The organism is Pseudomonas sp. 8O, from assembly GCF_902506495.1.
GTDB classification, from domain to species: Bacteria; Pseudomonadota; Gammaproteobacteria; order Pseudomonadales; family Pseudomonadaceae; genus Aquipseudomonas; species Aquipseudomonas chaetocerotis.
The window spans coordinates 1,161,956-1,187,739 of the sequence record NZ_LR733265.1; the positions used below are offsets into that span (position 1 = coordinate 1,161,956).

At 61.6% G+C, this 25,784-nt stretch carries 26 protein-coding genes and 1 tRNA gene; 11 read left to right on the forward strand and 16 right to left on the reverse strand.

Going from position 1 to position 25,784, the window contains the following annotated elements; genetic code table 11:
* Positions 1 to 25: 25 nt before the first annotated feature.
* From hscB to trmJ, 7 genes are all read right to left on the reverse strand, one after another.
* Positions 26 to 547 (reverse strand): co-chaperone HscB, encoded by a 522-nt coding sequence (gene hscB / locus GV002_RS18910; protein WP_160019819.1) that lies wholly within the window; start codon positions 545 to 547, stop codon positions 26 to 28.
* 9 nt (positions 548 to 556) lie between these two features.
* Complete coding sequence (gene iscA / locus GV002_RS18915) at positions 557 to 880, reverse strand: iron-sulfur cluster assembly protein IscA (RefSeq protein WP_017675181.1); 324 nt, start codon at positions 878 to 880, stop codon at positions 557 to 559.
* A 13-nt stretch (positions 881 to 893) separates the two neighbouring features.
* Positions 894 to 1,280, reverse strand: coding sequence for a Fe-S cluster assembly scaffold IscU (gene iscU, locus GV002_RS18920; protein ID WP_003246233.1), 387 nt, complete (start codon positions 1,278 to 1,280; stop codon positions 894 to 896).
* Positions 1,281 to 1,353: 73 nt separating this feature from the next.
* Positions 1,354 to 2,568, reverse strand: coding sequence for an IscS subfamily cysteine desulfurase (locus tag GV002_RS18925; protein ID WP_160019820.1), 1,215 nt, complete (start codon positions 2,566 to 2,568; stop codon positions 1,354 to 1,356).
* 30 nt (positions 2,569 to 2,598) lie between these two features.
* The gene (iscR, locus tag GV002_RS18930; RefSeq protein WP_037001944.1) at positions 2,599 to 3,090 is read right to left on the reverse strand and encodes a Fe-S cluster assembly transcriptional regulator IscR; all 492 of its coding nucleotides are present in this window, start codon (positions 3,088 to 3,090) and stop codon (positions 2,599 to 2,601) included.
* 138 nt (positions 3,091 to 3,228) lie between these two features.
* Positions 3,229 to 4,014: a serine O-acetyltransferase gene (gene cysE / locus GV002_RS18935; RefSeq protein WP_160019821.1), complete on the reverse strand. Its 786-nt coding sequence runs from the start codon at positions 4,012 to 4,014 to the stop codon at positions 3,229 to 3,231.
* Positions 4,007 to 4,786: a tRNA (cytosine(32)/uridine(32)-2'-O)-methyltransferase TrmJ gene (gene trmJ / locus GV002_RS18940; RefSeq protein ID WP_178094771.1), complete on the reverse strand. Its 780-nt coding sequence runs from the start codon at positions 4,784 to 4,786 to the stop codon at positions 4,007 to 4,009. The genes cysE and trmJ overlap by 8 nt, the downstream gene beginning before the upstream one ends.
* A 145-nt stretch (positions 4,787 to 4,931) precedes the next feature.
* Between trmJ and suhB the strand changes: the two genes are divergently transcribed.
* Positions 4,932 to 5,747: an inositol-phosphate phosphatase gene (suhB, locus tag GV002_RS18945; protein WP_160019823.1), complete on the forward strand. Its 816-nt coding sequence runs from the start codon at positions 4,932 to 4,934 to the stop codon at positions 5,745 to 5,747.
* A 131-nt stretch (positions 5,748 to 5,878) separates the two neighbouring features.
* Here the strand turns inward: suhB and GV002_RS18950 are convergent, their stop codons facing one another.
* The 7 genes from GV002_RS18950 to GV002_RS18980 form a co-directional block, all read right to left on the reverse strand.
* A complete protein-coding gene (locus GV002_RS18950) occupies positions 5,879 to 6,421 on the reverse strand; it encodes a glycine zipper 2TM domain-containing protein (protein WP_160019824.1) in 543 nt (180 codons plus the stop codon).
* A gap of 118 nt (positions 6,422 to 6,539) precedes the next feature.
* Complete coding sequence (gene secF, locus GV002_RS18955; RefSeq protein ID WP_160019825.1) at positions 6,540 to 7,457, reverse strand: protein translocase subunit SecF; 918 nt, start codon at positions 7,455 to 7,457, stop codon at positions 6,540 to 6,542.
* Positions 7,458 to 7,466: 9 nt separating this feature from the next.
* The gene (gene secD / locus GV002_RS18960; protein ID WP_160019826.1) at positions 7,467 to 9,335 is read right to left on the reverse strand and encodes a protein translocase subunit SecD; all 1,869 of its coding nucleotides are present in this window, start codon (positions 9,333 to 9,335) and stop codon (positions 7,467 to 7,469) included.
* A gap of 69 nt (positions 9,336 to 9,404) precedes the next feature.
* Positions 9,405 to 9,734 carry a preprotein translocase subunit YajC gene (yajC, locus tag GV002_RS18965; RefSeq protein WP_160019827.1) on the reverse strand — a complete coding sequence of 110 codons (330 nt, stop codon included), beginning with the start codon at positions 9,732 to 9,734 and terminating at the stop codon, positions 9,405 to 9,407.
* A gap of 40 nt (positions 9,735 to 9,774) precedes the next feature.
* On the reverse strand, positions 9,775 to 10,890 hold the full coding sequence (tgt, locus tag GV002_RS18970) for a tRNA guanosine(34) transglycosylase Tgt (RefSeq protein ID WP_160020206.1): 1,116 nt from the start codon (positions 10,888 to 10,890) through the stop codon (positions 9,775 to 9,777).
* 20 nt (positions 10,891 to 10,910) lie between these two features.
* Positions 10,911 to 11,954: a tRNA preQ1(34) S-adenosylmethionine ribosyltransferase-isomerase QueA gene (gene queA / locus GV002_RS18975; RefSeq protein ID WP_160019828.1), complete on the reverse strand. Its 1,044-nt coding sequence runs from the start codon at positions 11,952 to 11,954 to the stop codon at positions 10,911 to 10,913.
* Between the two features lie 35 nt (positions 11,955 to 11,989).
* A complete protein-coding gene (locus tag GV002_RS18980) occupies positions 11,990 to 12,763 on the reverse strand; it encodes a substrate-binding periplasmic protein (RefSeq protein ID WP_160019829.1) in 774 nt (257 codons plus the stop codon).
* 205 nt (positions 12,764 to 12,968) lie between these two features.
* Here GV002_RS18980 and GV002_RS18985 point away from each other — a divergent pair.
* The 3 genes from GV002_RS18985 to GV002_RS18995 all read left to right on the forward strand — a co-directional run bounded on the left by GV002_RS18985 (position 12,969) and on the right by GV002_RS18995 (position 14,268).
* Positions 12,969 to 13,053 (forward strand) — tRNA-Leu (locus GV002_RS18985).
* A gap of 336 nt (positions 13,054 to 13,389) precedes the next feature.
* Positions 13,390 to 13,602: a cold-shock protein gene (locus GV002_RS18990; protein ID WP_003459665.1), complete on the forward strand. Its 213-nt coding sequence runs from the start codon at positions 13,390 to 13,392 to the stop codon at positions 13,600 to 13,602.
* A 168-nt stretch (positions 13,603 to 13,770) separates the two neighbouring features.
* On the forward strand, positions 13,771 to 14,268 hold the full coding sequence (locus GV002_RS18995) for an RDD family protein (RefSeq protein ID WP_017675206.1): 498 nt from the start codon (positions 13,771 to 13,773) through the stop codon (positions 14,266 to 14,268).
* A 60-nt stretch (positions 14,269 to 14,328) separates the two neighbouring features.
* Here the strand turns inward: GV002_RS18995 and lptG are convergent, their stop codons facing one another.
* Together lptG and lptF are read right to left on the reverse strand one after the other, a co-directional pair.
* Positions 14,329 to 15,393, reverse strand: coding sequence for an LPS export ABC transporter permease LptG (lptG, locus tag GV002_RS19000; protein ID WP_160019830.1), 1,065 nt, complete (start codon positions 15,391 to 15,393; stop codon positions 14,329 to 14,331).
* Positions 15,386 to 16,510 carry an LPS export ABC transporter permease LptF gene (gene lptF / locus GV002_RS19005; RefSeq protein ID WP_160019831.1) on the reverse strand — a complete coding sequence of 375 codons (1,125 nt, stop codon included), beginning with the start codon at positions 16,508 to 16,510 and terminating at the stop codon, positions 15,386 to 15,388. The genes lptG and lptF overlap by 8 nt, the downstream gene beginning before the upstream one ends.
* A gap of 143 nt (positions 16,511 to 16,653) precedes the next feature.
* Between lptF and GV002_RS19010 the strand changes: the two genes are divergently transcribed.
* From GV002_RS19010 to GV002_RS19040, 7 genes are all read left to right on the forward strand, one after another.
* Positions 16,654 to 18,141 carry a leucyl aminopeptidase gene (locus GV002_RS19010; RefSeq protein WP_160019832.1) on the forward strand — a complete coding sequence of 496 codons (1,488 nt, stop codon included), beginning with the start codon at positions 16,654 to 16,656 and terminating at the stop codon, positions 18,139 to 18,141.
* Between the two features lie 121 nt (positions 18,142 to 18,262).
* Positions 18,263 to 18,682 (forward strand): DNA polymerase III subunit chi, encoded by a 420-nt coding sequence (locus GV002_RS19015; RefSeq protein ID WP_160019833.1) that lies wholly within the window; start codon positions 18,263 to 18,265, stop codon positions 18,680 to 18,682.
* Positions 18,683 to 18,742: 60 nt separating this feature from the next.
* Positions 18,743 to 19,171, forward strand: coding sequence for a DNA polymerase III subunit chi (locus tag GV002_RS19020; protein WP_160019834.1), 429 nt, complete (start codon positions 18,743 to 18,745; stop codon positions 19,169 to 19,171).
* A 207-nt stretch (positions 19,172 to 19,378) separates the two neighbouring features.
* Complete coding sequence (locus GV002_RS19025) at positions 19,379 to 22,210, forward strand: valine--tRNA ligase (protein ID WP_160019835.1); 2,832 nt, start codon at positions 19,379 to 19,381, stop codon at positions 22,208 to 22,210.
* A gap of 222 nt (positions 22,211 to 22,432) precedes the next feature.
* On the forward strand, positions 22,433 to 23,863 hold the full coding sequence (gene nhaC, locus GV002_RS19030; protein WP_160019836.1) for a Na+/H+ antiporter NhaC: 1,431 nt from the start codon (positions 22,433 to 22,435) through the stop codon (positions 23,861 to 23,863).
* A 187-nt stretch (positions 23,864 to 24,050) separates the two neighbouring features.
* The gene (gene nhaD, locus GV002_RS19035) at positions 24,051 to 25,427 is read left to right on the forward strand and encodes a sodium:proton antiporter NhaD (RefSeq protein ID WP_160019837.1); all 1,377 of its coding nucleotides are present in this window, start codon (positions 24,051 to 24,053) and stop codon (positions 25,425 to 25,427) included.
* Between the two features lie 37 nt (positions 25,428 to 25,464).
* Entirely contained in the window at positions 25,465 to 25,761 is a 297-nt protein-coding gene (locus GV002_RS19040) for a winged helix-turn-helix domain-containing protein (RefSeq protein ID WP_017675215.1), read from the forward strand.
* Positions 25,762 to 25,784: the final 23 nt, after the last annotated feature.

Genomic DNA, 25,784 nt, shown 5'->3' on the forward strand with positions numbered 1-25,784 from the left:
GCAGGCTGCCGTGGCAACCTACAGGTTAATCGTCGAGGCGCTCTTCTAACTGGCGCACTTCATGGGAGAGCTTGTCGAGAAACTGCATGCGGCGCATCAGGCGCTCGGCCTCTTCACGACGGGCTTCGTCGTCCCAGCATGCAGCGAAGCACTCATTGAGCTGCTCCTGCGCTGTTTTCAGGCGACGCTTGAACGCCGCGACACCGGCGAGATCTGCGTCATCCTGCAGCTCTTCCAACTCTTCGCGCAGCTGCATTTGCTGCAGAAGGAAGTCCGGATCCTGCACCGTCACTTCCAGCGGCAGCTCGGGGCCACGCATTGCAAGCAGGTAGCGTGCGCGCTGAGACGGCGTTTTCAGAACCTGATACGCCTCATTGAGGCAAGCCGAGCGCTCGAGCGCCAGACGCTGCTCACGCTCACCGGCATCGGCGAAACGATCCGGATGAACCTGACGCGCCAGCTCACGGTAGCGAGCAGCCAGCTGCTCCATATCGAGGCGAAAACTCGGCTGCAGGTCGAACAGGGCGAAATGACAAGGATTACCCACGCGAGCGCCTCAAACGTTGAAGCTTTCGCCGCAACCGCATTCGCCGCGCACGTTGGGGTTGATGAACTTGAAGCCCTCGTTGAGGCCTTCCTTGACGAAGTCCAATTCGGTGCCATCGAGATAGACCAGACTCTTGGGATCGATGATCACCTTGACGCCATGGCTCTCGAATACCTGATCCTCTGCCGCCAGCTCATCGACGAACTCGAGCACGTAGGCCAGGCCGGAGCAACCGGTAGTGCGCACACCGAGGCGAATACCCTCGCCCTTGCCGCGCCCTTCAAGAGAGCGTTGCACGTGGCGGGCAGCTGCTTCAGACATGGTGATGGCCATTACAAACCTCGTATCAGAGCAAGCCTTTCTTCTGCTTGTAGTCGCGCACAGCAGCCTTGATGGCATCTTCGGCGAGCACGGAGCAGTGAATTTTCACGGGCGGCAGCGCCAGCTCTTCGGCAAGCTGGGTGTTCTTGATGCTCTCGGCCTCATCCAGGGTCTTGCCCTTCATCCACTCGGTCGCGAGGGAGCTGGAGGCGATAGCTGAACCGCAACCATAGGTCTTGAACTTGGCGTCTTCGATCACGCCGCTCTCGTTGACCTTGATCTGCAGGCGCATCACGTCGCCGCAGGCGGGCGCGCCGACCATGCCGGTGCCGACATCCGGGTCTTCGGCGTTCAGCTTGCCGACGTTACGCGGGTTTTCGTAGTGGTCGATGACCTTGTCACTGTAAGCCATGTTGTACTTCCTCTCTCATCAGGTGCCGCTCTTCAGGCGGGATCGCTCAGCGAGCGATCCACCTCGGCAGCTATCAGTGTGCTGCCCATTCCACGGAGGAAATGTCGACACCTTCTTTGAACATATCCCACAGGGGCGACAGTTCGCGCAGCTTGTCCACGGCCTCACGGACCTTGGCAGCGGCGTAGTCGACCTCTTCTTCGGTGGTAAAACGACCGAAGGTGAAGCGAATCGAGCTATGCGCCAGTTCATCATTGCGGCCCAGGGCGCGAAGCACGTAGGACGGCTCCAGGGAAGCCGAGGTGCACGCTGAACCGGACGATACGGCGAGATCCTTGAGCGCCATGATCAGCGACTCACCCTCGACGTAGTTGAAACTCAGGTTGAGGTTGTGCGGCACGCGAGCAGTCAGGCTGCCATTCACGTACAGCTCTTCCATGTCTTCCAGCTGGCGGTAGAAACGATCTCGCAGAGCTGCGATACGCTGATTCTCTGCAGCCATTTCTTCCTTGGCGATACGGAATGCTTCGCCCATGCCGACACACTGGTGAGTGGCCAGGGTACCCGAGCGCATGCCGCGCTCGTGACCGCCACCGTGAGTCTGCGCTTCCAGACGCACGCGCGGCTTGCGGCGCACGTAAAGAGCACCGACGCCCTTGGGGCCATAGGTCTTGTGCGCGGAGAAAGACATCAGGTCGACCTTCATCTTTTCCAGATCGATGTCGACCTTGCCGGTGGACTGCGCCGCATCGACATGCAGCAGCACGCCACGCGAGCGGGTCAGCTCGCCGATGGCAGCGATGTCGTTGATGGTGCCGATTTCGTTGTTGACGTGCATGACCGACACCAACACGGTGTCCTCACGCAGCGCAGCTTCGATCATGGCCGGCGTGATCAGGCCATCTTCACCGGGTTCCAGATAGGTTACTTCGAAACCTTCACGCTCGAGTTGGCGGGTGGTGTCCAGCACCGCCTTGTGCTCGATCTTCGAGGTAATGATGTGCTTGCCCTTGCTGGTGTAGAAGTGCGCTACACCTTTGATCGCCAGGTTGTTGGACTCGGTAGCCCCACTGGTCCAGACGATCTCGCGCGGGTCGGCATTGACCAGCTCGGCGACCTGGCGACGAGAGTTTTCTACAGCCTCTTCAGCCTTCCAACCAAAGACGTGGGAGCGCGAGGCCGGGTTGCCGAAGTTACCGTCGACCAGCAGGCATTCACTCATCTTCTGCGCAACACGCGGATCTACCGGCGTGGTGGCGGAATAATCGAGGTAAATGGGCAATTTCATTGGGTTTCTCCTATCAGGCAAACGCCCTGCTCACTCGATGGCAGACGCTTCAATCTTATCCAGGCGCGGCGTCCTGCCATTGCAGCGGCGCTGATCCTGGCGCAACGCGACCTCTTGAACCTCACGGCGCGCGACCAGATCGGCCAGGCTGATGCCACTGAGGAACTCATGAATCTGCTGACTGAGATCGCACCACAGGTGATGGGTCAGACAGGTGTCGCCAGAGTGGCAATCGCCCTGCCCCTGGCAACGCGTGGCATCGACCGACTCGTTGACCGCATCGATCACCTGAGCCACCTGAATGCCGCGCATGTCACGCGAAAGCTGATAGCCACCACCCGGACCACGGACACTGGAAACCAGACTGCCACGGCGCAGCTTGGCGAACAGTTGCTCGAGATAAGACAGGGAAATGCCCTGCCGCTCGGATATATCGGCCAGGGAAACGGGACCGTGCTGTGCGTGCAGCGCCAGATCTAGCATGGCGGTAACGGCGTAACGGCCTTTGGTGGTCAGTCGCATGGCTCTCTACCACGAATCACTGAATTGCGGCGAAGTATGCAATTTCCGAGTATTTAAGTCAACTATAAGACCGATTGATTTACTCAGGATTGACCGCAAAAAGAGGCGGCATGATAGCAAATGCCGCCTCTGCGCGCATCAGGCAGCAGGCTTGTCACTCTGCTGCTGATCCTTGCACACGTCGGCGAAGTCCTCGTCGCGCAAGGTCGGCAAATCCTTGGCGCAATAGTCGCTACCCAGGGCCGTCAACGCCTTGCACACCCCCTCCAGGCGACCATCGACAGCATGCAGATGATCGAGCAACTGGCCGATGGCGCGCGCCACCGGGTCGGGCATGTCCTGACCGACGCCATAGGCATCAAAACCGATCTTCTCGGCCATGGCCTGACGTTTGGCCTCCTGCTCGTCATCGGACTTGACGATGATCTTGCCGGGAATGCCAACTGCAGTCGCCCCAGCCGGCACGGCTTTGGTCACCACCGCATTGGAACCGATCTTGGCACCCGCACCGACCGTGAACGGCCCCAGCACCTTGGCCCCAGCGCCAACCACGACACCGTCCTCCAGGGTTGGATGACGCTTGCCCTTGTTCCAGCTGGTACCGCCCAGCGTCACACCCTGATAGAGCGTGACGTCATTACCGATCTCGGCGGTCTCGCCAATCACGATACCCATGCCGTGATCGATGAAGAAGCGCCGCCCGATCTTGGCACCCGGATGGATTTCGATACCGGTCATCCAGCGCCCGAAGTTGGACACCACGCGCGCCAGCCACTTCCAACCCGAACGCCACAGAGCATGCGCCACACGATGCAACCAGACCGCATGCAGACCCGGATAGCAGGTCACCACCTCGAAGGCATTGCGCGCTGCCGGATCACGATGGAAAACACTTTGGATATCTTCTCGAATGCGCTCAAACATCAGACTTCCCCTGCTTGTGAGGCTCTCCACGCACGGCCTTCTCTGTCTCGGTAAGGATGCCGCGCAGGATATTCATCTCCAGCTTGCTCACCGCACTGCGCCCATAAAGGCGACGCAGGCGCGTCATCAGGTGCCGCGGCTTCTGCGGATCGAGGAACCCGATCATCACCAGCACGCGCCGCAGATGACCGTAGAAGGACTCCAGCTCATCTGCCGTCGCTGCCTGAGTGTTGAGCATCGCAGTGGCTTCCAGCTTCTCTACCTTGGTCGGCAGATTCTGCGCCGTGAGCCACGCCATACGAACCTCGTAGGCCAGCACCTGCACCGCCGCCGCCAGATTCAGCGAACTGAACTCGGGATTGGACGGGATATGCACGTGATATTGACATCGCTGCAGCTCCTCGTTGGTCAAGCCAGCGTATTCACGACCGAACACCAACGCCACTTCGCCGCCAGCAGCGGCCTGCTCGCAACTAGTCACGCCGCACTCGCGCGGATCCAGCAGCGGCCAGGGAATGCGCCGATCGCGAGCACTGGTGCCAATCACCAGACTGCAACCGACCAGCGCCTCTTCAAGACTACCGACGACCTGAGCAGCATCCAGCACATCGGTCGCGCCGGACGCACGCGCCACAGCATCGCCACTAGGAAAATCCTCCGGCTCGACCAGCACCAGGCGCGACAAACCCATGTTTTTCATCGCCCGCGCCGCGCCGCCGATGTTGCCCGGATGACTGGTGCCCACCAAAACCACGCGAATATTGTCCAGCAACGCAGACACTCTCAGAAATCTTCAGGGGGCAACGATCTTACCCAAGCCCTCCGATTAATGCCATGCAACGTACAGACGGCGCTTCAACGACAACGGTTTTCTGCTAACATGGCCGGCTTTCTTTAACGCCCCAGGTGAACCTCCCATGCAGCCCATGCTGAATATCGCCCTGCGCGCCGCTCGCAGCGCCGGTGAAATGATCTTTCGCTCCATCGAGCGCCTGGACGTCATCTCGGTAGACGAGAAGGATGCCAACGATTACGTCACCGAGGTCGACAAGGCCGCCGAGCTGATGATCGTCCAGGCCATTCGCAAGGCCTACCCGACCCACAGCTTCCTGGGGGAAGAAGGTGGCGTCCTGGAAGGCAGTGGCGACGGCGCTGACTATCAGTGGATCATCGATCCGCTGGACGGCACCACCAACTTCATCCGTGGCGTTCCGCACTTCGCCATCAGCATCGCCTGCAAATACCGCGGTCGCCTCGAGCACGCCATCGTCCTTGATCCGGTGCGCCAGGAAGAGTTCACCGCCAGCCGGGGCCGTGGCGCCGCCCTCAACGGTCGCCGCCTGCGCGTGAGCAACCGCAAGAGCCTGGACGGTGCGCTGCTGGGCACTGGCTTCCCGTTCCGCAACGAGCAGTTGGACAACCTCGAGAACTACCTGGGCATGTTCCGCAGCCTGGTCGGCCAGACTGCCGGCGTACGCCGTGCCGGTGCCGCCAGCCTGGACCTGGCTTATGTCGCAGCCGGCCGCTATGACGCCTTCTGGGAGTTCGGCTTGTCCGAGTGGGACATGGCAGCTGGCGCCCTGTTGATTCAGGAAGCAGGCGGCCTGGTCAGCGATTTCACAGGCAGCCACGAGTTCCTCGAGAAAGGCCAGATCGTTGCCGGCAACACCAAGTGCTTCAAGGCCGTACTGACCGCGATCCAGCCGCACCTGGCACCCTCGATGAAGCGCTGAGCTTCCATCGAGCAATAAAAAATCGCCCGGAGCGATTTTTGACGTCGCGCAGCGACGGCCCGTAGGGTGGCCGCCAAGGATGGCAGGCCACAAAAAACGCCCCGAAGGGCGTTTTTTATTGCTTTAGACTCTTACTGAGCCTGCTGCACCAGCACCAGCTCACCCTGATCATTGACCGGAATGCGGCTGCCCGGATCACGCTCCATGCGCACGGTGCCGACCTTCTCGCCCAACTGATACTTCACGTCATAGCCCACCAGCTTCTCACTGGTGTCAGTCACGGTATTGCAGCGGGTTTCGGTGGTCGTATAGGTGTCACGCTGCTGCATGCCTTCCTGAATCTTGTTGCCGGCGTAACCGCCACCGACCGCACCAGCAACGGTGGCGATCTTCTTGCCAGTACCACCGCCGACCTGATTACCCAGCAGACCGCCCGCGATGGCGCCGATAGCGGTGCCGGCAATCTGGTGCTGATCCTGCACCGGACGCTGACGAGTGACCGTCACGTCCTTGCACACTTCCCGCGGGGTTTTCACGGTTTCATTGATCGGGGTTACAGCCAGCACCTCGGCATAATCCGGGCCGCGATCAACCAGGCTGTAAGTGGCGACAGCACCACCAGCGGTCACACCCACAGCACCCAGTACGGCACCTACCAACAGTGATTTATTCATTTTTGTGTCTCCTAGGCTCGGCGACTCGCGCCCTTTCTCCTTGCCTAGGACAGCAAAAAGCCGCGAAAAGTTCGACTTGCCGCGGCTTTCGCTGTCTTTCATGAAGTCCATCACAACATCATGGACGACCGTCGTCTGCTTCAGCTTCGGCCGCTGGAGGAATCAGATCTTCCACGCTGAGCTTCAGCCACACCAGCACCGTGGCACCGATATAGACCGAGGAGTAGGTCCCCACCACCACACCGACCAGCAAGGTCAGGGCGAAGGCCGCCAGCACGTCACCACCGAAGAACAGCAACGCCAGTAGCGCCAGTGCAGTGGACAGCGAGGTGGCGATGGTACGCAGCAGGGTCTGGGTGATCGATACGTCGATGTTCTCGATCAGCGAGGTCTTGCGTAGCACGCGGAAGTTCTCGCGAATCCGGTCGTAGATGATGATGGTGTCGTTGAGCGAGTAACCGATCATCGCCAGCACCGCCGCCAGCACCGTCAGGTCGAAGGGAATCTGGAAGAACGCCAGCACACCCAGGGTGATCACCACGTCGTGCACCAAGGATGCGATCGCACCGATACCAAACTTCCACTGAAAGCGGAAAGCCAGGTAGAGCATGATCCCGCCCAGCGCCAGAAGCATGGCGATACCGCCCTGGTCACGCAGTTCCTCACCCACCTGCGGGCCGACGAACTCGACGCGCTTGACCTCGAAGCGCGCAGCCTCGTCGACCTTGCGCAGCGCAGCCGCGACTTCATTGCCCAGGTCAGGGGAATCGCCAGCCAGACGCACCAGCACATCGGTACTGGCGCCGAAGCTCTGCACCACGGCGTCGGCATAACCTGCCTGGCCCAGCTCGGTCTTGATCAGGTCGAGGTTGGCCGGCTGCTCATACTGCAGTTCAATCAGGGTGCCACCGGTGAAATCCAGGCCGAAATTCAGCCCCTTGGAAAACAGCGCGCCGAGACCGATCAGCGTCAGCACGACCGTAATGGAGAAGGCGATATTGCGGATCGCCATGAAACGAATGGTTGACTTGATCATGGCTGCACCTCAGATCCACAGCTTCTTGAAGTTACGGCCACCGAAGATCAGGTTGACCAGGCCACGGGTGAACATGATGGCGGTGAACATCGACGTAATGATGCCCAGCGACAGCGTCACCGCGAAACCCTTCACCGGACCGGTCCCCATGGCGAACAGGATACCGCCCACCAGCAAGGTGGTCAGGTTACTGTCCAGAATCGCCGAATAGGCACGATCGAAGCCCTCGTGCAGGGCACGCTGCACCGGTAGTCCATTGGCCAGCTCCTCGCGTATCCGCGAGAAAATCAGCACGTTGGCGTCAACCGCCATACCCAGGGTCAGCACGATACCGGCGATACCCGGCAGGGTCAGGGTCGCACCGATCGCCGACATCAGACCGACCAACAGCACCAGGTTGAATGCCAGGGCAACGGTCGCCAGCACACCGAAGAAGCGATAGATGGCTATGATGAACAGGGCCACGAAGATCATCGCCCACTCGGTGGAGGCGATACCCTTGGCAATGTTCTCGGCACCCAGGCTCGGCCCGATGGTGCGCTCTTCAGCGAAGTACATCGGTGCCGCCAGGCCACCAGCGCGCAGCAGCAACGCAAGCTCGGACGACTCGCCCTGGCCGTTCAGACCGGTGATACGGAATTGGCTACCCAGCGCAGACTGAATGGTCGCCAGGCTGATGATCTTCTTCTCTTCGACGAACGAAGAAACGGCAACTTCCTGCTCGACGCCATCGATGTTCTGGCGCACGTAGCGGGTGACCGGTTTCTGCTCGATGAAGATCACCGCCATGCTGCGGCCGACATTGTTGCGCGTGGCGCGATTCATCAGATCGCCGCCGTGGCCGTCGAGGCGAATGTTCACCTGCGGACGACCATTCTCGTCGAAACTGGCCTGGGCGTCGGTCACCTGGTCACCGGTAATGATCAGCTCACGCTCCAACTGGACCGGCGGACGACCTTCCTCGCGAAAACCGAAGGACTCGGTCGCGCCGCGCGGGGCATCGAGGTCAGCCTGCAGACGGAACTCCAGGTTGGCGGTCTTGCCGAGAATACGCTTGGCCTCGGCAGTGTCCTGTACGCCCGGCAGTTCCACCACGATGCGATTGGCACCCTGGCGCTGCACCAGCGGCTCGGCCACACCCAGCTCGTTGACGCGATTGCGGACAGTGGTGAGGTTCTGGCGAATCGAGTATTCGCGAATCTCGGCGATCTTCGCTTGAGTCAGACCCAACTGCAGGACCTGCTGACCATTGCGCTCGACGGTAGTCAGTTCGAAATCGCTGTAATCCTTGCGGATCAGGCGCTGGGCCTTTTCCAGCGCGTCACTGTCGGCAAAGCCGAGCTGAATGCGCTGGTTGCTTTCCGGCATGCTGCGGTAGCGAATGCGCTCCTTGCGCAGCAGGCTCTTGATTTCACCTTCATAGACCTTGCGGCGCACATCCAGCGCCTTGTCCATGTCGACTTCCAGCAGGAAGTGCACACCGCCGGACAGGTCCAGGCCGAGCTTCATCGGGCTCGCACCCAGGCTACGCAGCCAGTCGGGGGTGGTTTGCGCCAGGTTCAGCGCCACGACGTAATCATCGCCCAGAGCACGACGGACGATGTCCTTGGCCGGCAACTGGTCGTCCTGCTTGATCAGACGAATCAGACCGCCACGGCCACGCTCATCGACGCTGGCCGCCTTGACGGAAATGCCGGCGTCCTGCAGCGCTTTGCTGGCACGGTCTACATCCGCCTGCTCGATGCTCAGCGCCGAACTGGCGCCACTGATCTGCACGGCAGGATCGTCTGGATAAAGGTTGGGAATGGAGTACACCAGGCCGATTGCCAGAACGGACAAAATCAGCAGGTACTTCCACAGAGGGTATTTATTGAGCATGAACGGGCCGCCCGTTTAAGACGCGGGGCGCTATAAGCGCCCCGTGGAATGGAAAAACCGAGAACCGAATCAGATGGCTTTCAGCGTGCCCTTGGGCAGAGTGGCGGCGATGGCCTGCTTCTGGAATTTCAGCTCGACGGTGTCAGACACCTCGATCACCACGAAATCATCGGCAACCTTGGACACCTTGCCAGCGATACCACCGCTGGTGACCACTTCGTCGCCCTTCTGCAGGTTGCCGAGCAGGTTCTTGTGTTCCTTGGCGCGCTTGGCCTGCGGACGCCAGATCATCAGATAGAAGATGACCAGGAAGCCGATCAGGAAGACCCACTCGAAACCGCTGCCGGCAGGGCCAGCAGCCGCAGTGTCAGCGTAAGCGGCAGGGATGAAAAAGCTCATGTAACACTCCTAATGGAAAAGATCTTGAATCGTTCGGGAATCAGTCAAGCGGCGGCACAGGCAGGCCGCGCTTGGCATAGAAGGTTTCGACGAAGGCGGCCAATGTACCCTGTCCGATAGCCTCGCGCAAACCAGCCATAACCCGCTGATAATGCCGCAAGTTATGGATGGTATTGAGCATGCTACCGAGCATTTCGCCGCACTTGTCCAGATGGTGCAGATAAGCGCGCGAGAAATGTTTGCAGGTGTAACAGTCGCAGGTCGGATCCAGCGGCGAATCATCGTGTTTATGTACGGCGTTGCGGATCTTCACCACACCGGTGTCGACGAACAGGTGGCCGTTGCGCGCATTGCGCGTGGGCATCACGCAGTCGAACATGTCCACGCCACGGCGCACGCCCTCGACCAGGTCTTCCGGCTTGCCTACGCCCATCAGGTAGCGCGGCTTGTCGGCCGGCATGTGCGGCGGCAGGAAATCCAGCACCCGGATCATCTCTTCCTTCGGCTCACCCACCGACAGTCCGCCAATGGCCAGGCCGTCGAAGCCGATCTCGCAGAGTCCTTCGAGCGAGCGCATGCGCAGCTCGTCATGCATGCCACCCTGGACGATACCGAACAGCGCTGCGCTGCTCTCACCGTGCGCGGTCTTCGAGCGCTTGGCCCACCGCAGCGACAGTTCCATCGAACGCTTGGCCACGTCGAATTCAGCCGGGTACGGCGTGCATTCGTCGAAGATCATCACGATGTCCGAACCCAGGTCACGCTGCACCTGCATCGACTCTTCCGGCCCCATGAAGACCTTGGCGCCATCGACCGGCGAGGCGAAGTACACGCCCTCTTCCTTGATCTTGCGCATCGCGCCCAGGCTGAACACCTGGAAGCCGCCGGAGTCGGTGAGGATCGGCCCTTGCCACTGCATGAAGTCATGCAGGTCGCCATGTTTCTTGATCACCTCCATGCCTGGACGCAGCCACAGGTGGAACGTGTTGCCGAGGATGATCTGCGCGCCGATGTCCTCGACGTCGCGCGGCAGCATGCCCTTGACCGTGCCATAGGTGCCCACCGGCATGAAGGCCGGGGTTTCCACCACGCCACGCGGAAAGGTCAGGCGACCACGACGGGCCTTGCCGTCGGTGGCCAGCAACTCGAAGGACATGCGACAGGTGCGCGACATACTCAAACCTCGGGCCCGCGCGCGGCGGGATTGCGGGTGATGAACATCGCATCACCGTAACTGAAGAAGCGATAACCCTGCGCCACGGCTTCGCGGTAGGCGGCCATGGTTTCGGGATAACCGGCGAAGGCCGACACCAGCATCAGCAGGGTCGACTCGGGCAGGTGGAAATTGGTCACCAGAGCATCGACCACATGGAACGGGCGCCCCGGATAGATAAAGATGTCGGTGTCACCGCTGAAGGGCTTCAACTCACCGTCGCGCGCGGCGGTTTCCAGCGAACGCACGCTGGTGGTGCCGACCGCGACCACCCGCCCACCACGTTCGCGACAAGCCGCCACGGCATCGACCACGTCCTGACCGACCTCCAGCCACTCGCTGTGCATATGGTGATCTTCGATACGCTCGACCCGCACTGGCTGGAAGGTGCCAGCACCGACATGAAGCGTCACGAACGCGGTGTCCACACCCTTGGCGCGGATCGCCGCCAGTAGCTCGTCATCGAAGTGCAGACCCGCAGTCGGAGCCGCTACGGCACCCGCCTTCTGCGCATAGACGGTCTGATAGCGCTCACGGTCCGCCTCGTCATCCGGCCGGTCTATATAAGGAGGCAGCGGCATGTGCCCGACGCGCTCCAGCAGCGGCAGCACCGGCTCGGCGAAACGCAACTCGAACAGCGCATCGTGACGTGCGACCATCTCGGCCTCGCCGCCACCGTCGATGAGAATCTGCGAACCGGGCTTGGGCGACTTGCTCGAGCGCACGTGGGCCAGCACGCGATACTGATCGAGCACACGCTCCACCAGCACTTCCAGCTTGCCGCCGGAGGCCTTCTGGCCGAACAAACGCGCCGGAATCACCCGAGTGTTGTTGAACACCATGAGATCACCAGGACGCAGTTGTTCCAGCACATCGGTGAACTGGCCGTGGCGCAGCTCACCGCTTGGGCCGTCGAGCTGCAACAGGCGACTGGCACGACGCTCGGCCAGTGGATGACGGGCGATCAGCGACTCAGGAAGGTCAAAGTGGAAATCGGCAACACGCATGATTCGGAGGGGGTATTTCTGCAGGGTGGCAAAGCTTACCGGATTTCCACCTGCCCGGCCACGTGAGCCTTGGGCGCATACCTGGCGACGATACGCGCCAAGGTGCCATCGGCCTGCAGAGAACGAATGGCAGCATTGAATACCTCGAGCCGCCCGGCCAGCTGTCGATGCAGGCGCAAGCGCAGCTGTGAGCGATTGATCGTCGGGCCTTCCTCTACCTGCCAACGTGGCGCCTGCAACTGCGCGTCTTCATGCCGCAGATAAAGCCACTCCAGGCGATCCAGAATACCGGCCTCACTACGCCCCTGCGCCACCAGATAGATCAGCGCTCGTGCATCGGCGCCATCGTTGCGCTGAAAATACTCACTGCCGGCATAACCATAACCGCGTACCGTTGCGATCGAGCGCCCCCGCAAGTCCTGCAGATGCTGATAGGTGAAGCGCCTGCCCGGCGCGAAGATCAGCATTTCTTCGGTTTCCAGCACCGGCACCGTCCATAGCGACACCGCCTCCTGATCGCTATCGTTACGCCAGCTTTTGCTCACGCAACATTCGATCTGCAATTGCCCATCACGGAAAAGCTTCTGCGTACGCAGAGGCGGCAGCGGGTGACTGGCTTGCAGGTGCTCAGGCAATCGCTCATCCAGCGCGAGCATGAGTTCATGGAAGATGCCGCTGACGCGCTGATCCTCGACTATCCAGTAAGGCGCCCAGCTCTCGTCGGTCACGGCATAAGTCAGGGTCTGGGCCTGAACAACAGGCGCAAGTAGCAGGCCGGCGACAAGCGCTCTGCGCAAGATATTGATCACTCCCCCTCCCAACCTTGCAATACCCCTGGCTATCTATATGCGTCGTACTCGACACGCTTGATGACAGCCTGCGATTCTAGCCGTAACCACGCAATAAAAGCCTGACGCCACCAGCAACACCATTGGCCGTTAGTAGATCAGTCAATCGCAGCACCAACGCCGATTGACCGACGCAAGGCGCATCCCTATACTGCGCCGCCATTGTGCCCCGGTGGCGGAATCGGTAGACGCGGCGGATTCAAAATCCGTTTTCGAAAGGAGTGGGAGTTCGAGTCTCCCCCGGGGCACCACGATTCGAAGCCCGCAAGACATTGGTCTTGCGGGCTTTTTCGTATCTGCGCGAGCAACTTGGGCGATGCTTGCAAGCATGTTGCAGATGAACTTTTTCGGCACCTCGACAAGCCCCGCAAAACCTGGCCGGCGACCTTGCTGGCGGGGGTTGGCAATTGCGCAAAAGTTAGCGTAGAGTGAACCAACTGTTTGCATGGGTCGCTGTGAATCGTGACTCTGGTGCAGCAGATCATCTAGATCCGCTACATCCCGCTCGACTTCTATTACTCCTTGCAACCAGTCTCAGCCCTCTATACTTGGAGGCTGTCATCAACTCTAGTTTCAAGGAAAAAGACATGTCGAATCGTCAGAACGGTACCGTCAAGTGGTTTAACGACGAGAAAGGTTTTGGTTTTATCACTCCCGAAAGCGGTCCGGATCTGTTCGTGCACTTCCGCGCGATCGAAGGTAACGGCTTCAAGAGCCTGAAAGAAGGCCAGAAAGTCAGCTTCGTAGCTGTGCAAGGTCAAAAAGGCATGCAGGCTGACCAGGTTCAAGTCCTGGGCTGATCGCCGCTGTCTTGAAGAACCCCTGATATCCGTCAGGGGTTTTTTTTGCCTGTCATTCCTGTAACCCGCCCTTCGCAGCGCCGGGTTACAGATAGCCCATGCACCTCTTTATATCGACAGCAAAGTCGCGGTTAGAATGGCGCGCACTTTCGTCTCAGCGAGCCCATCATGCCGAAACACCAATTACGTCCGCAGGGAGACTTCCCCACCGCAGGGCTGATTCGTCGCCTGGCGGCCCTGTTCTATGATTTTCTGCTTTGCGTGGCGCTGATCATGGTGGTCACCCTCATCTACCAGCAGGGCATTTTGCGCCTGATTCACGGCGGCGATGCCCTGATGGCCATGTCTGAGGCCGGCGCCCTGGATCATGACCCGATTCTTGCCAGCCTGGTGCTGCTGTCACTGTTCGCCTTCTTCGCCAAGTTCTGGACGCACAATGGCCAGACACTGGGCATGCAGGCCTGGGGATTGCGCATCCAGAACGCAGACGGCAGCGCCATCGATCTGTGGCAGGCCCTGCTGCGCTTCGTGGTCGCCATCGGTTCCTGGCTCTTCGCCGGCCTGGGGTTTCTCTGGCTGCTGTGGGACAAGCAGGGACGCACCTGGCATGACATCTACTCCGACAGCCGCGTGGTGCAACTGCCGAAGAATATTCACAAAAAGTAGCCCGCGCAGATGCAAAAAAGCCGGTTCATTGAACCGGCTTTTTCATGCCCCCTGATCGACTCAGCCAGCCCGACGCAGCAGCCACACACCAGCCAGCGCACAGATACCAGCCGGCACCAGCACCGCCAGCAGCGGCGAGAAACCGAATACCAGGCTCGAAGGGCCCAGCAGATCCTGGGCGATCCGGAAGATGAAGCCCACCAAAACGCCGGTGAATACGCGTTGCCCCAGGGTCACCGAGCGCAGCGGGCCGAAGATGAAGGAAATCGCCATCAACACCAGCGCGCCGGTCACCAGCGGCTGCAGGACCTTGGTCCAGAATGCCAACCAGTAGCGGGCATTATTCAGGCCCTGCTCACCCAAGTAATGGATGTACTGCCACAGCCCGGTCACCGACAGCGCCTCGGGCGCCATCACCACCGTGCCGAGCAGTTCCGGATTGAGCTCGATGTCCCAACGCTCTTCCGGCTGGTTGACCACCTCGGAGCGATCTTCATGCAGCAGCGTGGTCTGCACGTTGCGCAGCATCCAGTGGCTGTCACGGTACTCGGCACGACGAGCGAAACTGGCCGAAAGCAGACGGCGTTCGTCATCGAAGCGGTAACGCGTAACCCCCAGCAGAATGCCATTGGGCTGCACGGCGTTGATGTGCACGTATTCCTGCCCCTGGCGGTGCCACATGCCGCGCTTGGAGCTCTGCGCCGCACCGCCACCCTGAGCCAGCGCGCGATCTGCCTGGGCCTGGTTTTCGGTCAACGGCGCGACGTATTCGCCGATCAGAATGCCGGCCAGCATCAGCACCAGCATGGGCTTCATCACTGCCCAGACGATGCGCCCGATGGAGACACCCGCCGCACGCATGATGGTCAGCTCACTGTTGCTGGCCAACGAACCGAGACCGATCAGGCAGCCGATCAGCGCCGCCATCGGCAGCATCTCGTAAGCGCGACGCGGAGCGGTCAGCAATACGTACCAGAGCGCCTGACCAAGACCGTAATCGCCCTTGTTCAGATCGCCCAATTCGTCGATGAACGCGAACAGCAGTGCCAGGCCCAGAATGATGCCCAGCACTGCCAGAATGGCGAAGAACACCTGGGTACCGATGTAGCGATCCAATTTAGCCATGAGCCACCTCCGACACCGGCGCACGACGACTGGCCCACCACAGACTCAGACGCTCCCAGTACAGCAACAACAGACCGATGGCGAGGAAGATGCCGTGCACCCACCACAACCCCAACGCCGGTGGTAGCTGCCCCTTGTCCAGCGCGCCACGTGCAGCGATCAGCAGCCCGAGGTAAGTCATGTAGAGAAAGATCGCCGGCAACAGCTTGAGGAAGCGGCCCTGGCGCGGGTTGACCTTCGACAGCGGCACGGCCAGCAAGGTGACGATGAACACAAGCAAGGGCAGTGACAGGCGCCATTGCAATTCGGCCTGCAGGCGCGGGTCATCGCTGCCGAACAGCTCACGCGTTGGCGTCGCCTCGCGCTCGCTGGTTTCGATGGCGACCTCGGGCTTGGGCAGCAGGACACCATAAGTGTCGTACTGGATGGCGCGGTAGTCAGCCTCGCCCGGCTCGCCGTCATAGCGGTAGCCGTTTTCCAGAATCAGATAGCGACTGCCATCTTGCTGAATTTCCTGACGACCACTCTCTGCTACGAGCACGGTAATGCCTCGTTCCGAGGTGCCATCACTGGAGAAGCGCTTCTCCGACATGAATACGCCACGCAGCTCGCTGCGATCAGGCGACAGCTCCTGCGAATAGGTCACCCGCGAACCATCGCGTAGCGACTGAAAACGCCCCGGCACCAGGGTATCGAGTTCGGTCAGGGCGTCCTGCTCGTTGAGAATGCGCGCCACACTGGCCACACCCTGCGGCGCCAGGCCAAGGCTCAACCAGCCCACCAGCAGTGCGACGATCAGCGCTGGCGCCATGCTGTAGACGGTGAGGCGCTGCTGACTGACGCCAGTGGCCGACAGCACGGTCATCTCGCTGTCCAGATACAGGCGCCCGTAGGCCAGCAGGAAACCGAGGAACAGGCCGAGCGGCAGGATCAGTTGCAGGAAGCCGGGAATCCGGTAGCCCATGATCAGAAACAGCACGCCGGGATCGAGCACGCCCTGCGCGGCCTGGGCCAGGTATTTGATGAAACGGCCGCTCATGATGATCACCAGCAGCACGGCACTCACCGCACTAAGGGTCACCAGCACTTCACGGGACAGATAACGGAAGACGATCAAACCGGACGCTCCAGGGTTGTCAGGCTCAGGCGCGAGCGCTCACACTAGCCGCACCTACTTGCCGGCCCACCGCAGGGTGGACCCTCGAAAAATGGCGGCCATTATCCGTCAAACCCGACTCTTTGTCTTGGGGACAGCTCACTATGGAATTCCTCGTCAAAAGCACCCGTGCGGAAACCCTGAAAACCGCGACCCTGGTCGTCGCCATCGGTGAAGGGCGCAAGCTCGGCGACGCCGCCAAGGCCGTCGACCTGGCCAGCAACGGTGCGCTGAGCGCCGTGCTCAAGCGTGGCGACATCGCCGGCAAACCGGGCCAGACCCTGCTGCTGCACAGCCTGCCGGGACTGAAAGCCGAACGCGTGCTGCTGGTGGGCTGCGGCAAGGGCGACCTATCCGACCGTCAACTGCGCAAATTGGTTGCAAGCGTGCATGGCGTGCTAAAGGGCCTGGGCGGCGGCGATGCCCTGCTCGCCCTGGGCGAACTCAAGGTCAAGGGCCGCGACACCTACGGCAAGACCCGCCTGATCGTGGAGACCCTGGCCGACGGTACCTACCTGTTCGAGCAGTTCAAGAGCCAGAAGGCTGATCCACGTGCACTGAAGAAAATCACCCTGATCGTCGACAAGGCCGAACTGGCCGCTGCCGAGCGCGGCCTGCAGCACGCCCGCGCCATCGCCAGCGGCGTCGCCTTCACCAAGGACCTGGGCAACCTGCCGCCGAACCTCTGCCACCCCAGCTACCTGGCCGAAGAGGCCAAAGCCCTGGGCAAAGCGTACAAGAGCCTCAAGGTGGAGATCCTCGACGAGAAGAAGCTCAAGGAGCTGGGTGCTGGCGCCTTCCTCGCCGTGGCTCAGGGCAGCGAGCAGCCGCCACGGATGATCGTCATGCACTACCAGGGCGGCAAGAAGGATGAGAAACCCTTCGCTCTGGTCGGCAAGGGCATCACCTTCGACACCGGCGGCATCAGCATCAAGCCGGCGGCCGGCATGGACGAGATGAAGTACGACATGTGCGGCGCCGCCAGCGTGTTCGGTACGCTCAAGGCCGTACTGGAACTGCAACTGCCGATCAACCTGGTGTGCCTGCTGGCCTGTGCCGAGAACATGCCCAGCGGCCGCGCCACCCGCCCCGGCGACATTGTCACCACCATGAGCGGGCAGACCGTGGAGATCCTCAACACCGACGCCGAAGGCCGTCTGGTGCTGTGCGACACCCTGACCTACGCCGAGCGCTTCAAGCCGCAGGCAGTGATTGACATCGCCACCCTCACCGGCGCCTGCATCGTTGCCCTGGGCAGCAATGTCTCCGGACTGATGGGCAACAACGACGCGCTGATCAAGCAGATCCTCAAGGCCGGTGAAAGCGCCGACGACCGTGCCTGGCAGTTGCCGCTGCACGACGAGTACCAGGAGCAGTTGGACAGCCCCTTCGCCGACATCGCCAATATCGGTGGGCCAAAGGCCGGCACCATCACCGCAGGCTGCTTCCTGTCGCGCTTCGCCAAGAACTTCCACTGGGCGCATCTGGATATTGCCGGCACCGCCTGGATCAGCGGCGGCAAGGACAAAGGCGGCACTGGCCGCCCGGTGCCGATGCTGACCCAGTACCTTTTGGATCGTGCCAAGGTCTGATCCAGAATCCGGGCCATGCCCGTGTAGGAGCGGCTTCAGCCGCGATAATTCGCGATGAAATCGCGGATGAATCCGCTCCTACACCATCCAGACCACCACCGTCCGACTGTTGAAAAACCGAATGCCCAGAATCGAGTTCTACGTTCTCTCCTCCAACGACGCCGTTGGCCGCCTGCGCGCGGCCTGCCAACTGGCACTCAAGGCCTGGAGCGCCGGTTTGCCGGTGTTCGTCCGAGGTAGCGACGAAGCGCAGTGCGGCGAACTCGATGAGTTGATGTGGCAATTCAAAGCCGAACGTTTCGTGCCTCATGATCTGCATCGCGATGCGCCGCTGTCACCCGTGGTGCTGGGCATCGACGAAGTGCCGAGTACCGAGCAGGGCGTGCTGATCAACCTTGGCAGCAGCCTGTCACCGCATGTCGAGCGCTTTTCCCGCATCATCGAGATCGTCAACCAGCAGCCTGAACTGCTCAACGCCTGTCGCGAGAATTTCCGTACCTATCGCCAGCGCGGGTATGATCCGCAACGCGTCGAACTTTAGTGTCCGTGCACGCTCACAACACAAGTCACTCCAGCCCCTTTTCTCGCTGCGCCGATAACCATGGACACCCCCAAGCCTCCACAGAAACCTGCTCAGTTGCTGCACGACCTGGAGTCGATTCGCGAGCTGCTGGGCGATAACGGCAGCGAACCGCCGTTGCTGATCGACTCGCTCGACCCGGACAGCATTCCGGTGCTGTCCGATATCGTCAGCGCGCCGCCTGGCCCGCCACCGCCCTTTCATGCAACGCCGACGCCCAAACCGACACCAGCGCCACAGCCTATGCCGGCGCCCAGCGCGCTGCGTGAGCGCATCGAGCCACGCCTGCATGATAGTGCCCGCGATCTGCAACACCTCAATGCCGAGTTGCGCGCCGCAGCCCAGTTGATCCTGCAGGACGTGATCGACGACTTCGTGCCGCAGATCGAGGCTGAACTCAAGCGCCGCCTCGAAGCCCGCCTGCCGCGCCTGCTGCCGCCACGCAAGTAGCCACTCCCCTCCGTAGAAGCCCCGCCCCGAGGCGGGGCTTCTACAAAAGCTGGACGCGGGCCTGCCATTTCCCGTAGGACGGGTGCAACCCGCCACGCCACGGATGGCGGGCTGCACCCGCCCTACAGCTCAAGGCTTATGGCTTGGCGCTCAGAAGCGGTATACTTGTCGGCTTTTCCGATCAGCCGTCAAAGGGTCCCGCCGCGCATGGACAAGACCTACCAGCCGCACGCCATTGAAACCGCCCTGTACCAGAACTGGGAAGCCAAGGGCTACTTCGCCCCGCAAGGCTCGGGCGAGCCCTACACCATCATGATCCCGCCGCCGAACGTCACCGGCAGCCTGCACATGGGCCATGGTTTCAACAACTCGATCATGGATGCGCTGATCCGCTTCCGCCGCATGCAGGGCCGTAATACCCTGTGGCAGCCGGGCACCGACCACGCGGGCATCGCCACGCAGATGGTGGTCGAGCGTCAGCTGGCCGCCGACGGCATTGGCCGACACGATCTGGGCCGCGAGAAATTCCTGGAGAAAGTCTGGGAATGGAAGGAGCAGTCCGGCGGCACCATCACCCGGCAGATTCGCCGCCTGGGCAGCTCGGTGGACTGGTCGCGCGAGCGCTTCACCATGGACGACGGCCTGTCTGAAGCCGTGAAAGAAGCCTTCGTGCGCCTGCACGAAGACGGTCTGATCTATCGCGGCAAGCGCCTGGTCAACTGGGACACCAAGTTCCACACCGCCATCTCTGACCTGGAAGTGGAAAACCACGACGAGAAAGGCTCGCTGTGGAACCTGCGCTACCCGCTGGCTGACGGCAACAAGACCGCCGACGGCAAGGACTACCTGATCGTCGCCACCACCCGCCCGGAAACCATGCTTGGCGACAGCGCCGTGGCCGTGCACCCGGAAGACGAGCGCTACAAGGCGCTGATCGGCAGCTACGTCGAACTGCCGCTGCTGGGCCGCCGCATTCCGATCATCGCCGATGACTACTGCGACCCCGAGTTCGGCACCGGCTGCGTGAAGATCACCCCGGCGCACGACTTCAATGACTACGAAGTGGGCAAGCGCCACAACCTGCCGCTGATCAACATCTTCGACAAGAACGCCGCTGTGCTGGCTCAGGCCCAGGTGTTCAATATCGACGGTAGCGTCAACGCCGAGATCGATGGCAGCCTGCCGGCCGAATACGCCGGCCTCGACCGCTTCGTCGCGCGCAAGCAGATCGTCGCCGCCTTCGACGCCGCCGGCCTGCTGGAGAAGATCGAAGACCACGCCCTGAAAGTGCCGAAGGGCGACCGTTCCGGCACCGTCATCGAGCCGTGGCTGACCGACCAGTGGTACGTTTCCACCAAGCCGCTGGCCGAAAAAGCCATCGCCGTGGTCGAGAGTGGCGAAATCCAGTTCGTGCCCAAGCAGTACGAAAACATGTACTTCAGCTGGATGCGTGACATCCAGGACTGGTGCATCAGCCGTCAGCTCTGGTGGGGCCACCGCATTCCGGCCTGGTACGACGATGCCGGCAACGTCTACGTCGGCCGCGACGAGGCGGAAGTCCGTGCCACGCACAACCTCGGCGATGCCAACCTGCGCCAGGACGAAGACGTGCTGGACACCTGGTTCAGCTCCGGCCTGTGGACCTTCTCCACCCTCGGCTGGCCGCAGCAGACCGATTACCTCAAGACCTTCCACCCCACGGATGTTCTTGTAACGGGCTTCGACATCATCTTCTTCTGGGTCGCGCGGATGATCATGCTGTCGACCCACCTGACCGGACAGATTCCGTTCAAGACCGTGTACGTTCACGGTCTGGTGCGCGACGGCCAGGGGCAGAAGATGTCCAAGTCCAAGGGCAACGTGCTCGACCCGCTGGATATCGTCGACGGCATCGACCTCGAATCCCTGGTGGCCAAGCGTACCAGCGGCATGATGCAGCCCAAGCTGGCCGAGAAGATCGCCAAGCAGACCCGCGCCGAATTCCCCGACGGCATCGCCGCTTACGGCACCGACGCCCTGCGCTTCACCAACCTGGCGCTGGCCTCCACCGGCCGCGACATCAAGTTCGACATGGGCCGCGTCGAGGGTTACCGCAACTTCTGCAACAAGCTGTGGAACGCCGCCAACTTTGTCATCGAGAACACCGATGACAAGGACACCGGCATCAATGGTGAACCAGTCGAGCTGTCCCCGGTGGATCGCTGGATCATCTCCGCCCTGCAGCGCACCGAGGCTGACGTGACCCGCCACCTCGACGCCTTCCGCTTCGACCTGGCCGCGCAAACCCTGTACGAGTTCATCTGGGACGAGTACTGCGCCTGGTATCTGGAACTGGTCAAGCCGGTGCTGTGGGACGAGAACGCCCCCATCGAGCGCCAACGCGGCACCCGCCGCACATTGGTGCGCGTGCTGGAAGTGATCCTGCGCCTGGCCCACCCGTTCATGCCCTTCATCACCGAAGAAATCTGGCAGCGCATCAAGGCCCAGGCCGGCGTGCAGGGCGAAACCCTGATGCTGCAACCCTGGCCGGTGGCCAATGAGAGCCGCATCGACGCCGCCGCCGAAGGTGACATCGAGTGGGTCAAGCAACTGATGCTCGGCGTGCGCCAGATCCGTGGCGAGATGAAGATCTCCATGGCCAAACGCATCGACATCATCGTTGCCAACGCCAGTGCCGAAGACCTGCGCCGCCTGGCCGACTTCGAGCCGCTGCTGAGCAAACTGGCCAAGCTGGAGTCGGTGCGCGTGCTGGCAGCCGGTGAAGAAGCGCCAATGTCCGCCACCACGCTGGTCGGTGAAATGGAAGTGCTGGTGCCGATGGCCGGGCTGATCGACAAGGACGCCGAACTGGCGCGCCTGGACAAGGAAATCGGTCGCCTGGAAGGCGAAGTACAACGCGTCGGCGGCAAGCTGAGCAACCAGGGCTTCGTCGCCAAGGCCCCGGCTGAAGTACTGGACAAGGAACGTACCAAACTGGCCGAGGCTGAACAGGCCCTGGCCAAGATGGTCGAGCAGCGCGGCAAGATCGCCGCACTCTGATCACTGCGCACCACCGAAAGACCCGCGCCATAACCGGCGCGGGTTTCTTTTTTGTGGGAGGGGCTTGAGCCCAGCTCGTAGGGTGGGCTTCAGCCCATCATCGGTACTTTGGCTGAGCTACACAGCCCACCTTGCAAAGCCCATCCAATCACACACTCGACCTTTTATGGAGAGCGCCTCCCAGGCCTCTACCCCTTGTTTGATCGATTACCCGGAACACCCATGACTGCTCGCACCCCCTCCCTGCTCGACGCGCTGCTGCCAATTGGCGTACTCGTCGTGCTGCTCAGCCTCTCCGTTTACCTGTTCGGCGACAGCTCCTCCAGTGGCCCGAACCAGATCGCGCTGATGAGCGCGGCCTTTGTTGCCGGCCTGGTCGGCCTGAAGAACGGCCTGCGCTGGGCCGAGATCGAGGAAGGCATACTCGCCGGCATCCACATGGCGATGAAGGCCAACCTGATCCTGCTGGCAGTCGGCGCGCTGATCGGCACCTGGATTCTCGCCGGCACCGTGCCGACCATGATCTGGCTGGGCCTGAAGCTGATCAGCGCCGAGTACTTCTACCTCACCAGTTGCCTGATCTGCGCGCTCACCGCACTGTCCATCGGCAGCTCGTGGACGGTGGCCGGCACCCTCGGCATCGGCCTGATGGGCGTGGCAGCCGGCCTGGGGCTGGACCCGGCGATCACCGCCGGAGCGATCATTTCCGGCGCCTACTTCGGCGACAAGCTGTCACCACTGTCGGACACCACCAACCTGGCACCCGCCGCTGCCGGTGCCGATCTGTTCGCGCATATCCGCAACATGCTGCGCACCACTGTGCCGGCGCTACTGATCGCCCTGGCGATCTTCTTCACCCTTGGCCAGCAGGCCAGCGCCGAGCATGACACTGGGCGCATCGTCGAGGTGCTGACCGCCTTGGAGGCACAGTTCAACCTGGGCTGGCACCTGCTGCTGCCGGTGGCCTTCCTGCTGCTGCTCGCGGTGCGCCAGTGGGCCGCCTTCCCGGCGGTGTTTCTCGCCGCCCTGCTCGGTGCGGTGTTCGCCGTACTGTTCCAGCCGGAGGTGATGGCGCGCCTGGCGGACCCACAAGCCGGCGCCCTGGCGCCGCTGAAAACGGTATGGAGCGCGTTGTTCGCCGGCTATGAGTCGGCCAGTGGCAACGCCGAACTCGATGGCCTGCTGTCCAAGGGCGGCATGGCCAGCATGCTCACCACGGTATGGCTGATCATCTGCGCCATGTGCTTCGGCGGTGTGCTGGAGCGCCTCGGCCTGCTGCAACGCCTGCTGCAGAGCGCCCTGCGCCTGGTACGCAGTGACAGCGGCCTGGTCGCCAGCACCATCACCACCACCATTGGCACCAACATCATCACCGCCGACCAGTACATCGCCCTGGTGCTGCCAGGGCGCATGTACCGCGCCGAATACGAGAAACGCGGCCTGGCGCCGACCAGCCTGTCGCGCGCCCTGGAAGATGGCGGCACCCTGACATCGGTGCTGGTGCCGTGGAACACCTGCGGCGCTTACATGGCCGCGACGCTCGGCGTGGCAACGCTGAGCTACCTGCCGTACTGCTTCTTCAACCTGATCATGCCGGTGCTGGCAATCATCCTCGCCTACCTGCTGCCACCCAAGCCGCAAACTGCCGTTTGATTTCACGCCCGTTCGGGCCGGCCAGTACACCGGCTCGAACTCCTCATTAGGTAGCAAAGCGCTCATCTCTTTGCTCTTTTCGCTATAAAAACCTTCCCTTTTTCCAATTGTTTCAGGCATCTTCACCCGCCTGGCAGCAGCCCTCCGGCACGTCCCAACCCATAAGAATCAGAGCGGAACTCCGAACATGTATGCGTTGATGGCACTCGTCTTCGTCCTCGGCTACCTGTGCATTGCACTCGAGCACCCGTTAAAGATCGACAAGGCAGCGTCCGCCCTGCTCACGGCCGTGATCGCCTGGACCCTGCTGGTTCTCGGCGCCGACAGCATCCTGCCACTGCTCGGCACCGGTACGGCCGGAGCCAGCACCAACACCCATCACGTGGTCGAGGAACTGCGCCACCACCTCGGCGAGATTTCCGAGATTCTGTTCTTCCTCATGGGTGCGATGACCATCGTCGAGTTGATCGATGCCCACGAAGGTTTCAAGGTCATCACCGACCGCATCCGTACCCACAAGCGCGTGCACCTGCTGTGGTTGATCGGGCTGATCACCTTCTTCCTGTCTGCCGCGCTGGACAACCTGGCCACGACCATCGTGATGATCTCGCTGCTGCGCAAGCTGATCGCCGACCGTCACGAACGCTGGTTCTATGCCGGTATCGTGGTTATCGCAGCCAACGCCGGCGGCGCCTGGTCGCCGATTGGCGACGTCACCACCACCATGCTGTGGATCGGCAATCAGGTCACCGCCACCGGCATCATTACCAAGCTGTTCCTGCCCAGCCTGATCTGCCTGCTGGTGCCGCTGCTGATCATGAGCTTTCGCCTCAAGGGCGAAGTGGCCGAGCCGCGCATCAAGGAAAGCGCCGAAAGCCGCCGCGACCCAACCACCCCCTTCGAGCGCAACCTGGTGTTCGGTCTCGGCCTGGGTGCTCTGATCTTCGTGCCGATCTTCAAGACCATCACCCACCTGCCGCCGTACATGGGCATCCTCTTCGGCCTCAGCCTGCTGTGGATCACCACCGAGATCATCCACCGCAGCAAGAACAGCGAAGAGAAAGATCCACTGTCGGTAGTCGGCGTATTGCGCCGTATCGACATCACCAGTGTGCTGTTCTTCCTCGGCATCCTGCTTGCGGTTTCCGCGCTGTCCAGCGCCGGTCACCTGATCCAGGTAGCGACGCTACTCAAGGACAGCCTGGGTAATATCTACAGCATCGCCATCTCCATCGGCATGCTCTCGGCCGTGGTGGACAACGTGCCGATGGTCGCCGGTGCCATGAAGATGTATCCGCTGGTCAGCCCCGAAAACCTGGCAGCGGCCGCAGCGCACGAGTTGCCATGGCTGCGCAATTTCGTGGTCAACGGCAACTTTTGGGAAATGCTCGCCTACTGCGCCGGCACCGGCGGCAGCTGCCTGATCATCGGCTCGGCTGCTGGCGTGGCCGCCATGGGCATGGAGAAGATCAACTTCATCTGGTACCTGAAGAAGATCAGCGGCCTGGCCTTCATCGGCTACCTGGCCGGGGCCGTCACCTATATGCTGATGTTCGCCGCCTGATCCCGTTGCGGCGCTCGGATACGTACAGGGAGTCACCATGCAGACGAGCAAGACCCGCACCAGCTTCTACCGCCGCCTCTACGTGGCCTGGCTGATCGACAGCGGCCAGGCCGTCAGCGTGCCGGCGCTGATGGACGCCACCGGCATGCCCCGGCGCACCGCGCAGGACACCCTTGCCGCACTGGCCGAGCTGGATATCGACTGCCAGTTCGAGCAGAACGAGGGCGAACGCAATAACGCCGGCCACTACCAGATTCGCGACTGGGGGCCGATCGATAAACGCTGGATCGCCGCCAACCTGCAGCAGATCAAGACCACGCTCGGTTATCCCTGAGACAATTCTTCCCATACCTCCTG

Coding starts and splice junctions, on each gene's coding strand:
- iscA (WP_017675181.1), bottom strand. CDS start 880: ATGGCCATCACCATGTCTGAAGCAGCTGCCCGCCACGTGCAACGCTCT.
- iscU (WP_003246233.1), bottom strand. CDS start 1,280: ATGGCTTACAGTGACAAGGTCATCGACCACTACGAAAACCCGCGTAAC.
- GV002_RS18925 (WP_160019820.1), bottom strand. CDS start 2,568: ATGAAATTGCCCATTTACCTCGATTATTCCGCCACCACGCCGGTAGAT.
- iscR (WP_037001944.1), bottom strand. CDS start 3,090: ATGCGACTGACCACCAAAGGCCGTTACGCCGTTACCGCCATGCTAGAT.
- cysE (WP_160019821.1), bottom strand. CDS start 4,014: ATGTTTGAGCGCATTCGAGAAGATATCCAAAGTGTTTTCCATCGTGAT.
- suhB (WP_160019823.1), top strand. CDS start 4,932: ATGCAGCCCATGCTGAATATCGCCCTGCGCGCCGCTCGCAGCGCCGGT.
- GV002_RS18950 (WP_160019824.1), bottom strand. CDS start 6,421: ATGAATAAATCACTGTTGGTAGGTGCCGTACTGGGTGCTGTGGGTGTG.
- secF (WP_160019825.1), bottom strand. CDS start 7,457: ATGATCAAGTCAACCATTCGTTTCATGGCGATCCGCAATATCGCCTTC.
- secD (WP_160019826.1), bottom strand. CDS start 9,335: ATGCTCAATAAATACCCTCTGTGGAAGTACCTGCTGATTTTGTCCGTT.
- yajC (WP_160019827.1), bottom strand. CDS start 9,734: ATGAGCTTTTTCATCCCTGCCGCTTACGCTGACACTGCGGCTGCTGGC.
- tgt (WP_160020206.1), bottom strand. CDS start 10,890: ATGTCCTTCGAGTTGCTGGCCACCGACGGCAAGGCCCGTCGTGGTCGC.
- queA (WP_160019828.1), bottom strand. CDS start 11,954: ATGCGTGTTGCCGATTTCCACTTTGACCTTCCTGAGTCGCTGATCGCC.
- GV002_RS18990 (WP_003459665.1), top strand. CDS start 13,390: ATGTCGAATCGTCAGAACGGTACCGTCAAGTGGTTTAACGACGAGAAA.
- GV002_RS18995 (WP_017675206.1), top strand. CDS start 13,771: ATGCCGAAACACCAATTACGTCCGCAGGGAGACTTCCCCACCGCAGGG.
- lptG (WP_160019830.1), bottom strand. CDS start 15,393: ATGGCTAAATTGGATCGCTACATCGGTACCCAGGTGTTCTTCGCCATT.
- GV002_RS19010 (WP_160019832.1), top strand. CDS start 16,654: ATGGAATTCCTCGTCAAAAGCACCCGTGCGGAAACCCTGAAAACCGCG.
- GV002_RS19015 (WP_160019833.1), top strand. CDS start 18,263: ATGCCCAGAATCGAGTTCTACGTTCTCTCCTCCAACGACGCCGTTGGC.
- GV002_RS19020 (WP_160019834.1), top strand. CDS start 18,743: ATGGACACCCCCAAGCCTCCACAGAAACCTGCTCAGTTGCTGCACGAC.
- GV002_RS19025 (WP_160019835.1), top strand. CDS start 19,379: ATGGACAAGACCTACCAGCCGCACGCCATTGAAACCGCCCTGTACCAG.
- nhaC (WP_160019836.1), top strand. CDS start 22,433: ATGACTGCTCGCACCCCCTCCCTGCTCGACGCGCTGCTGCCAATTGGC.
- nhaD (WP_160019837.1), top strand. CDS start 24,051: ATGTATGCGTTGATGGCACTCGTCTTCGTCCTCGGCTACCTGTGCATT.
- GV002_RS19040 (WP_017675215.1), top strand. CDS start 25,465: ATGCAGACGAGCAAGACCCGCACCAGCTTCTACCGCCGCCTCTACGTG.